This is a genomic window from Streptomyces sp. JK94 (assembly GCF_053613315.1).
Genome location: NZ_JBSICH010000063.1, coordinates 1 through 10,907, shown reverse-complemented (window position 1 = coordinate 10,907; position 10,907 = coordinate 1). Strand labels below are relative to the sequence as shown.

At 75.2% G+C, this 10,907-nt stretch carries 2 protein-coding genes; both read right to left on the bottom strand.

What is annotated here, in order from left to right; translation table 11 throughout:
* Positions 1-2,062 (bottom strand): type I polyketide synthase (locus tag ACVV2G_RS32765; protein ID WP_453846420.1); only part of this gene is annotated, 2,062 nt, incomplete at its 3' end.
* 37 nt (positions 2,063-2,099) lie between these two features.
* On the bottom strand, positions 2,100-10,907 hold an 8,808-nt coding region (locus tag ACVV2G_RS32760; protein ID WP_453846419.1), incomplete at its 5' end, for an SDR family NAD(P)-dependent oxidoreductase.

Below are 10,907 nucleotides of genomic sequence, written 5' to 3'. Positions count from 1 at the left end.
TGGCCTGCACGGCGACCATCGCACCACCGGCGGGCAGCTCCTGCATCAACCGCGCCCGAGCCGCCACCAACGCGCACGCGTCCTCCAGCGAGAACACCCCCGCCACATGCGCCGCCGCGATCTCACCGATCGAATGACCCGCGACGAACTCAGGGGTGACACCCCACGACTCCACCAGCCGGAACAACGCCACCTCGACCGCGAACAGCGCGGGCTGCGTGTAACCGGTGGTGTCCAGGAGCGCGGCCTCCTCCGTACCCTCGGGTGCGAACAGCACCTCGCGCAACGGGCGGTCGAGCTGCGGATCCAGCAGCACGAGGATCTCGTCGAGCACCTGCGCGAACACCGGGAAACGGGCATACAGCTCACGCCCCATCCCCGCCCGCTGCGACCCCTGACCGGAGAACAGCACCGCCAGGGTCCGCTCGACGGCCCGGCCACGAGCCACCTCCACCGGCTCACCCTCACCCCCCGCCAGCAGCACCGCCCGGTGCTCGAAGGCGGAGCGGCCGGTGGCCAGGGAGTGGCCGATGTCCAGGGCCGTGGCGCCGGTGACGTCGGTGAGCCGGGCGATCTGGGCGTCCAGGGAGTCCCGGGTCTTGGCCGACACCGTCCAGGGCACGACGGTGGGGGCCACGGCGGGCGTGGCTCCGGGCTCGTCCGCCTCGTCGCCGGTGGCCTCCTCGGCCTCGGGCGCCTGCTCGATGACGAGGTGGGCGTTGGTGCCGCTGATGCCGAAGGAGGAGACGCCGGCGCGCCGCGGCCTCCCGGTCTCCGGCCACGGAGTGGCCTCGGTGAGCAGGCGTACGTTGCCGGCCTCCCAGTCGACGTGCGTGGAGGGCCGTTCGATGTGCAGGGACTTGGGCAGGACGCCGTGCCGGAGGGCGAGGACGGTCTTGATGACGCCGGCGACACCGGCGGCGGCCTGGGAGTGCCCGATGTTCGACTTCACGGAGCCCAGCAGCAGCGGCCGGTCCTCGGGCCGGCCCTGGCCGTAGGTGGCGAGCAGGGCCTGGGCCTCGATGGGGTCGCCGAGCGGGGTGCCGGTGCCGTGCGCCTCGACGGCGTCCACGTCGGCGGCGGAGAGCCCGGCGCCGGCCAGGGCCTGGCGGATGACGCGCTGCTGGGAGGGCCCGTTGGGGGCGGTGAGCCCGTTGGAGGCGCCGTCCTGGTTGACGGCCGAGCCCCGGACCACGGCGAGGACCTGGTGGCCGTTGCGGCGGGCGTCGGAGAGGCGTTCCAGGACGAGTACGCCGGCGCCCTCGGACCAGCCGGTGCCGTCGGCGGCGTCCGCGAAGGCCTTGCACCGGCCGCTGGTGGAGATGCCGCCCTGGCGGGTGAAGCCGGAGAAGCCCATGGGAGTGGACATCACGGTGACGCCGCCGGCCAGGGCGAGGCCGCACTCGCCGTTGCGCAGGGCCTGGGCGGCCAGGTGGATGGCGACCAGGGACGCCGAGCAGGCGGTGTCGACGGTGACGGCGGGGCCCGCGAGGTCGAAGGCGTAGGAGAGGCGGCCGGAGACGACACTGGCGGTGAGTCCGGTGGTGGCGTGCCCCTCGGCGTCCTCGCGGGAGTTCATCACGACGCCGACGTAGTCGACGCCGGCGGTGCCGACGAAGACGCCGGTACGGCTGCCGCGCAGCGAGACCGGGTCGATGCCGGCCCGCTCGACGGCCTCCCAGGAGGTCTCCAGGAGGATGCGCTGCTGGGGGTCCATGGCGACGGCCTCGCGGGGTGAGATCCCGAAGAAGCCGGCGTCGAAGGCGGCTGCGTCGACGAATCCGCCCTCGGCGGCGGCACTGCTGCCGGCGCCTTCGCCGTTGAGGGCGTCGAGGTCCCAGCCGCGGTCGTCGGGGAAGGGCGTGATGCCGTCGCGGCCCTCGTCGAGGAGCCGCCAGTAGTCCTCCGGGGAGTTCACGCCGCCGGGCAGGCGGCAGGCCATGCCGACGACGGCGATGGGCTCGCGGCGTTCCGCCTCGGTCTCCTCCAGGCGGCGCCGGGTCTTGTGCAGATCGGCCGTGACCCACTTGAGGTAGTCGACGAGCTTCTTGTCATCGGGCATGACGGGGGGAACCTTCCTGTGGTGGATCAAGCTCGTCTCAGCGGTCGCCCAGGCGGCCGAGCTCGTTGTCGATGAACGCGAGGACCTCGTCGGCGCTGGCCGACTCGAAGTCGTCGGCGACACCCGGGCCGGCCGGGTCCGGTGCGGCGCCGCGCACCTTGTCCAGCATCCGTCCCAGGCGCAGGGCGAGGCCCGCGCGGGTGATCTCGTCCGGGTCGTCCGTCGCGAGGAGCGCGTCGAGCCGGTCGAGTTCGGCGAGCAGGGACGGCCCCTGCGGGGTGTCGTCGCCGGTCAGTTCGGAGACGAAGTGTCCGGCCAGGGCCGTGGGGGTCGGGTAGTCGAAGACCAGGGTGGCCGGGAGGCGCAGTCCGGTCGCGGTGGAGAGGTGGTTGCGCAGCTCCAGCGCGGTCAGCGAGTCCAGGCCCAGTTCGCGGAACTCCTGGGTGACGTCGACGGACTTCGGCGAGGCGTGTCCGAGGACCCGGGCGGTCTGTTCGCGGATCAGGTCGGTGACGTGGCGGACGCGGTCGGCGGCGTCGAGTCCGGCGAGCTTGGCGCCGAGCGCCGCCGCGGCGCCGGCCGCGTCGGTGGCGGCCGCGGTGCGGCGGCCGCTGCGGACCATGGAGCGGAACAGCGGCGGCAGGTCCTCGGGGGCCGCGCCGCGCATGGCGCCGGGGGCGAGACCCACCAGGACGAGGAAGGTCTCGTCGGAGCCGCGGGCGATGTCGAACAGCTCCAGGCCCTGTTCGACGGCGAGCGGCGGGAGGCCGCCGGACTGCATGCGGCGCATGTCGGTGTCGGAGAGGGTGCTGGTCATGCCGCCGTCATGGGCCCACGGTCCCCAGGCGAGGGAGGTGCCGGCCAGGCCGAGTTCGCGGCGGTGGCGGGTGAGCGCGTCCAGGAACGAGTTGGCCGCGGCGTAGTTGCCCTGGCCGGGGCTGCCCATGACGCCCGCGATGGACGAGAAGGGCAGGAACGCGGCGAGGTCGAGGTCGCGGGTCAGTTCGTGCAGGTGCCAGGCCGCGTCCACCTTCGGCCTCAGGACGGCCGCGAGGCGTTCGGGCGTGAGCGAGGCGATCACGCCGTCGTCGAGGACGCCCGCGGTGTGGACGACCGCGGTGAGCGGGTGCTGTGCCGGTACGGAGCCGATGAGGGCGGCGGTGGCGGCGCGGTCGGCGGTGTCGCAGGCGGCGACGGTCACCTCCGCGCCCAGTTCGCGCAGTTCCGCCGCGAGTTCGGCGGCGCCGGGGGCGTCCGCGCCGCGGCGGCTGGTGAGCAGCAGGTGGCGCATGCCGGCGGCGGCGAAGCGGCGGGCGAGGTGTCCGCCGAGGGCGCCGGTGCCGCCGGTGATGAGGACGGTGCCCTCGGGGTTCCAGCGGGGCGGCATGGTGAGCACGATCTTGCCCACGTGCTTGGCCTGGCTCATGAAGCGGAACGCCTCACGCGCCCGGCGCACGTCCCAGGTGCGCACCGGCAGCGGCTGGAGCGCGCCTTCGGCGAACAGGCCCAGCAGTTCGCCCAGCAGGGCCTTGTTGCGTTCGGGTCCGGCCTCGCCGAGGTCGAAGGCGCGGTAGCGCACACCGCCGCCGACCGACCCCGGGTCACGGACGTCGGTCTTGCCCATCTCCAGGAACCGCCCACCGGGCGCCGTGATCCGCAACGACGCGTCCACGAACTCACCCGCCAGCGCGTTCAGCACCACATCCATCCCACGGCCACCGGTGACCGCACGGAACTTCTCCTCGAAGCCCACATCACGCGAGGACGCGATGTGGTCCTCGTCCAGACCCAGACCCCGCAGAACCCCCCACTTGCCCTCACTGGCCGTCGCGAACACCTCGGCACCCAGATGACGCGCCAGCTGGACCGCCGCCATCCCCACACCACCGGCACCGGCATGCACCAGCACCCGCTCCCCCGCCGACAGACCGGCCAGATCACGGAAGGCGTACAGCGCGGTGAGGAACACCAGCGGCACCGAGGCCGCCTCCTCCTTGGTCCAGCCCTCGGGGACGCGGGCCAGGTAGTGCTCGTCGGCGACGACGACGGGGCCGAAGCCGCCGGGCACGGTGCCCAGGACGCGGTCGCCGGGCGCGAGGCCGGTGACGGCCTCGCCGACGGCGGTGACCGTGCCGGTGGCCTCGGTGCCCATCGGGCCGGACTCGCCGGGGTACATGCCGAGTGCGTTCAGCACGTCCCGGAAGTTGAGGCCGGTGGCCTCCACGTCGATGCGCACCTCGTGGGCGCCGAGCGGTGCCAGGACCTCCGGGCACGGGGACAGGACGAGGTTGTCCAGGCTGCCCTTGCCGGTGGTGTCGAGACGCCACGGCACCCCGGCCGGCGCGGGCAGGCCGGGTGCGGTGGTGAGCCGGTCGAGCCGGCCGACGAGGGCGGTGCCCCCGCGCACGGCGAACTGGGCGTCGCCGGTGGCGAGCAGCCCCGGCAGGCCGGGCAGCAGGGACCGCAGGGCGTCGGGGGCGGCCGGTGCGCCGGACTGTCCGGAGGTGGCCGCCGCGCCCGGGTCCGGCTCCGGGGCCGGGTCCAGGTCGAGCAGGACGAACCGGTCGGGGTTCTCGGACTGTGCGGAGCGCACCAGACCCCAGGCGGCGGCCGCCGCGAGGTCGTGGACGGTCTCGGTGTCGCCGGCGGCGACCGCTCCCCGGGTGACGAACACCAGCCGGGAGTGGTCGAGTCCGCGGGTGTCCAGCCACTCCTGGACCAGCTCCAGGGTGCGGGTGGTCAGCGCGTGGACCGTGCCGGGCACGTCGCTCCCCGTCGCGTACGGGTCTCCGGTGCCCGAGGGGCCTGCGTTCGTTCCGCCGAGGAGTACGAGGACGAAGTCCGGGGCTGCGGAGGTGTCCGCGTCGGCACGGGTGAGGTCGGCGAGGGAGGCCAGGGTGCTGCCGGTGCCGAACACGTCCTCGCCCAGGACGGTGGCGGTCAGGCCTTCGGTGGGCTTGACCTCGGGGGCGGCGGTCCAGTCGAGGCGGAACACCGGCTCCTGGCCGCCGGTGGCCACCGGGGCGCGCGGCACGCTCGGGGCGCGCAGCACCAGGGACCGGGCGGAGAGCACCGGGGCGCCCTCGGCGTCGGCGGCGGTCAGCCGGACCGACTCGTCGCCGAGCCGGGTGATCCGCACCCGCAGGGTGGTCGCACCCCCGGCGTGCAGGGAGACGCCGTTCCAGGCGAACGGCAGCAGCGGGTTGTCCGCGCTGCCGACGCCGAGGTAGCCGTTGGCGTGCTGGACGGCGTCCAGCAGGGCGGGGTGCATCCCGAAGTACTGGGCGTCCCCGGCGACCTCCTCGGGGAGGGCGACCTCCGCGAACGCCTCGTCCCCGCGGATCCACACCCGGCGCAGTCCGTGGAAGGACGGCCCGTACTCGGTGCGGCTGTAGTCGCCGTCGAACTCCACGGACACGGCGTCGGCCGGGGGCCAGGCGGGTGCCTCGAAGGGGTCGCTGTGCTCCTCGACGGCGAGGACACCGTCGGCGTGCCGGGTCCAGGGCCCGTCGACGGCGTCGGAGGGCCGGGAGTAGAGGGCGAGGGAGCGGGAGCCGTCCTCGCCGGGCGCGCCGATGACGACCTGGACGGAGGTGGGCACCTTCTCGTCGAGGACCATCGGGGTGGCCAGGACGAGTTCCTCGACGCGGGCGCAGCCGACCTGGTCGGCGGCGCGGATCGCCATCTCCAGGTAGCCGGTGCCGGGCATGATGACCGTTCCGCCCACCTTGTGGTCGAGCAGCCAGGGGTGTACCTGCAGGGAGATCTGACTGGTGAACAGGGCTCCCTCGGAGTCGGCGAGCGGGACGGCCGCGCCGAGGAGCGGGTGGTCGGCGGAGATCAGGCCCGCCGTGCTGATGTCGCCGGTGAGGGCGGCCGGGCGCGGCCAGTAGCGTTCCCGCTGGAAGGCGTACGTCGGCAGGTCGGTGCGGCGGGCCCCGGTGCCGTGGAACCAGGCGGCCCAGTCGACGTGCAGGCCGGCGACGTGGAGGCCGGCGAGCGCGATGAGCAGGGCGGTCTCCTCGTCGCGGTCCTTGCGCAGTGCCGGAACGGCGACCGCCTCGTCCCGGTCGTCGGCGTCCAGGACGCGCTGGGCGAGGGCAGTGAGCACACCGCCGGGGCCGATCTCCAGGAAGGCACCGGCACCGGCGCCGGCGAGGGCGCGCACCCCGTCGGCGAAGCGGACGGTGCCCCGGACGTGGTCCACCCAGTACTCGGGCGAGGTGAGCTGCCCGGGGCCGGCGATCCCGCCGGTGACGTTCGAGACGACCGGGACGCGGGGTTCGGCGTACTCCAGGGTCTCGGCGATACGGCGGAACTCCGCGAGCATCGGCTCCATCAGCGGCGAGTGGAAGGCGTGGCTGACCGACAGCCGCTGGACCTTGCGGCCCTCGGCGGCGAACGCGGCGGCCAGCGCGAGGACCTCGCCCTCCTCACCGGACAGGACGACGGAATCCGGGCCGTTGACCGCGGCCAGGGCGACACCCTCCGTCAGCCGCGGCACCACCTCGGCCTCGGTCGCCCCCACCGCGACCATCGCACCGCCCGCGGGCAGTTCCTGCATCAGCCGGGCCCGAGCCGCCACCAGCGTGCAGGCGTCCTCCAGCGAGAACACCCCCGCCACATGCGCCGCCGCGATCTCACCCACGGAGTGACCCGCGACGAACTCGGGAGTGACACCCCACGACTCCACCAGCCGGAACAACGCCACCTCGACCGCGAACAGCGCGGGCTGCGTGTAGCCGGTGGTGTCCAGGAGCGCGGCCTCCTCCGTACCCTCGGGTGCGAACAGCACCTCACGCAGCGGACGGGCGAGCCCGGCGTCGAGCCGGGCCGCCACCGCGTCCAGCGCCTCGGCGAACACCGGGAACCGCGCGTACAGCTCACGCCCCGCCCCCGCCCGCTGCGAGCCCTGGCCGGAGAACAGCATCGCGAGGCCGCGGTGGGCGGCCCGGCCGCGGGCGACCTCGGCGGGGCCGCCGTCGGGCCCGGCGAGCAGCACGGCACGGTGGTCGAACAGGGTGCGGCCGGTGGCGAGGGAGAAGCCGACGTCGAGCGGTTCCGCGCCGGTCAGCGCCGTGACGGCCGCGATCTGGGCGTCCAGGGCCCGGTCGGACTTGGCCGACACCAGCCACGGCACGACGGACCGAGTGGCCTTCGGGCCGGCGGCGGGCACCGGTTCCTCGGCCGTGGGGGCCTGTTCGATGATGGTGTGCGCGTTGGTTCCGCTGATGCCGAACGACGAGATGCCCGCCCGCCAGGGGCGGCCCGTCTCGGGCCAGGCGGCCTCCTCGGTGAGCAGCCGGATCGCCCCGGCCTCCCAGTCGACGTGCGTCGACGGCCGGTCGATGTGCAGGGACCTGGGCAGGACGCCGTGGCGCAGCGCCATGACCGTCTTGATGATGCCGGCGGCACCGGCGGCGGCCTGGGTGTGCCCGATGTTCGACTTGATGGAGCCCAGCAGCAGCGGCCGGTCCTCGGGCCGGTCCCGGCCGTAGGTGGCGAGCAGGGCCTGGGCCTCGATGGGGTCGCCGAGCGGGGTGCCGGTGCCGTGGCCCTCGACGGCGTCCACGTCGGCCGGGGTGAGCCCGGCGCCGGCCAGGGCCTGGCGGATGACGCGCTGCTGGGAGGGCCCGTTGGGGGCGGTCAGGCCGTTGGAGGCGCCGTCCTGGTTGACGGCCGAGCCCCGGACCACGGCCAGGACCTCGTGCCCGTTGCGGCGGGCGTCCGAAAGACGCTCCACGACGAGCAGACCGACGCCCTCGGACCAGCCGGTGCCGTCGGCCGCGTCCGCGTACGCCTTGCAGCGGCCGTCGGTGGCCAGGCCGTTCTGGAGGGTGAATCCGGAGAACGCGGACGGCGTGCTCATCATGGTGATGCCGCCGGCCACGGCCAGGTCGCACTCGCCGGCGCGCAGGGCCTGCATCGCCCAGTGCAGGGCGACCAGGGAGGAGGAGCAGGCGGTGTCGACGGTGACGGCAGGGCCCTCCAGACCGAAGGTGTAGGCGAGGCGGCCGGAGACCACGCTCGCGGCCAGGCCGGTGCCGGCGTGGCCTTCCAGGTCCTCACGGCTGTTCATGACGAGGGTGGAGTAGTCCTGGCCGTTGGTGCCGACGAAGACGCCCGTACGGCTGCCGCGCAGCCCGTCGGGGTCGATGCCCGACCGCTCGAACGCCTCCCAGGTGGTCTCCAGGAGGAGTCGCTGCTGCGGGTCCATCGCCAGGGCCTCGCGCGGCGAGATCCCGAAGAAGGCGGCGTCGAACTCGGCGGCCCCGGCGAGGAAGCCGCCGCGCAGGGTGGCGCTGCGTCCGCGGCCGTCGGCGCCACCGGACAGCAGCGTGGCGAGGTCCCAGCCGCGGTCCTCGGGGAAGGCCTCGATGCCGTCTCGGCCCTCGCTGAGCATCTGCCACAGGTCCTGCGGGGAACGCACCCCGCCGGGCAGGCGGCAGGCCATGCCGACGATGACGACCGGGTCCTCGGCCAGGGCGGCGGCGGTGGCCGGGTCGGGGCCCGGGCCGGCCTGTTCGCCCAGCAGTTCGGCCACGAGGTGCTCGGCGAGTGCCTGCGCGGTCGGGTAGTCGTACACCGTGGTGGCGGGCAGTCGCAGTCCGGTGGCGAGGGCGAGCCGGTTGGGCAGCTCGATCGCGGTGAGCGAGTCGAAGCCCAGGTCGCGGAAGTTCCGGTCGGGGGCGACGGCCTCCGGGCCGGGGTGGCCGAGGACGAAGGCCGCGTGGGTGCGCACCAGGTCCGTCATGAGCCCGGTCCGCTCGTCGGCGGGCAGGTCGCGCAGCCGGCCGGCGAGACCGGACGCGGTGCTCCTGGTCCGGTCCCGGGTGTCCTCGGCGTCGGCCAGTGCCTGCCGGGCCTCCGGCAGGTCGCGCAGGAGCGCGTTGCCGCGCATCCCGATGAGACCGTCCAGGACCTGCGGCTGGCGCGGGTCGAAGAGCACGGTGACGGCCTCGGGCCGGGTGACGGCCTGCCGCAGTGCGGCCACCGCCAGGTCGGGGTGGACGGCCGGGTGGCCGGTGACGCGCCGCGCGCGCGTCCCCTCGCCCTCGGGCCGCCGCGTGTCCTCGGGGTCTTCGGGCGCGTCGCCGACCCAGGCCCCCCAGGCCACGGAGGTGGCGGGCAGGCCCGCGTCGCGGCGGTGCCGGGCGAGCGCGTCGAGGACGGCGGTGGCCGCTGCGAGGTTGGCGCGGCCGGCCGTGCCGACGGCACCGGCGACGGACGAGCCGAGGACGAACGCGTCCAGGTCGAGACCGCGGGTCAGTTCGTGCAGGTGGAGGGCGGGCAGGGTCCTGGCGCGGTGCGGGTCGGCGTACCGCTCGGGGGTGAGTTCGTCGAGGACGCCGTCGTCGACGACTCCCGCGGCGTGCAGCACCGCGGTGAGCGGGGTGTCGGCCCCGATGCCGGCGAGGACGGCGGCCAGTGCCTCCCGGTCCGCCGCGTCGCAGGCGGCGAGGGTGACACGGGCGCCGAGTCCCTCCAGCTCGGTGCGGAGGCCGCCGGCGCCGGGCGCCTCGGGTCCGCGCCGGCTCAGCAGCACCAGGTGTTCGGCGCCCGCAGCCGCGAGCCGGCGGGCCACGTGGGCGCCCCGGCCGCCGGTGCCACCGGTGACGAGGACCGTGCCGCGCGGTTCCCAGCCCGTGCCGGGGGCGGTGTCCGGTGCCGGAACCAGGCGGCGCCCGAAGACCGCGGAGGCGCGGACGGCTACCTGGTCCTCACCGTCGTGGCCGGCGAGTACGGCGGCGAACCGGCGGGCGGCCCGCGCGTCCAGCTCGGCGGGCAGGTCGACGAGACCGCCCCACGCGGCGGGGTGCTCCAGCGCGGCGACCCGCCCGATGCCCCACACGGCCGCCTGGACGGGATCGGTGAGCGCCTCGGAGGCGGCCACGGCCACGGCCCCCCGGGTCACGCACCACAGGGGTGCGGTGACACCCGCGTCGAGGAGGGCCTGGAACAGGACGGCGGTCGGGGCGGCGGGGACAGCGGACCCGTCGGGCGACGCGGCGGTCTCCGGCGAGTCGGCGAGGGCCAGCAGGGACACCACGCCCGTCAGGGCGAACCCGTCGGCCGTCAGGCCGCGCAGCCGTCCGGCGAGCGCCTCCCGTCCGGCGGTGTCCTCGGGGCCGAGGGTGAGGCGTACGACGTCGGTGCCGACGGCGTCGAGCACGGCGGACGTCCACGGGTCCTCGGCGTGCGCGGCGGGCACCACGGCCAGCCAGGTGCCGGCGGCGACGGGCGCGCCGGCCGGCAGCGACAGCGGCTTCCACGTCTCGTGGTGCCGGTGGGAGTCGACCATCGCCTGGTCGCGCCGCCTGCGCCGCCAGGTGGACAGGGCGGGCAGTACGGCGCCCAGCGTGTCGGTGTCGACGTCCAGGTCGGCGGCGAGACCGGTCAGGTCCTCGCCCTCGACCGCCGTCCAGAACGCGCGGTCCAGCGGATCGGCGTCCGTGGCACCGTGGGCGGGGCGCCGGGTGTCGGGCCAGTAGCGGACGCGCTGGAAGGCGTAGGTGGGCAGGTCGGCGCGGCGGGCTCCGGTGCCGTCGAAGGCGCGGGCCCAGTCGACGTCCGTACCGGCCACGTGGAGCCGGGCCAGCGCGGTGAGCAGCGCGGACTCCTCGTCCCGGTCCTTGCGCAGCGCGGGGACGGCCACCGTCGCGGCGGCGTCGACGCTCTGCTGGGCCAGGGCGGTGAGGACGCCGCCGGGACCGATCTCCAGGAACACGTCGGCACCGGCCCCGGCGAGGGCCCGTACTCCGTCGGCGAACCGGACGGTCTGCCGGACATGCTCCACCCAGTACCCGGGAGTGGTCAGCTGCCCCGGCCCGGCCACCGCACCGGT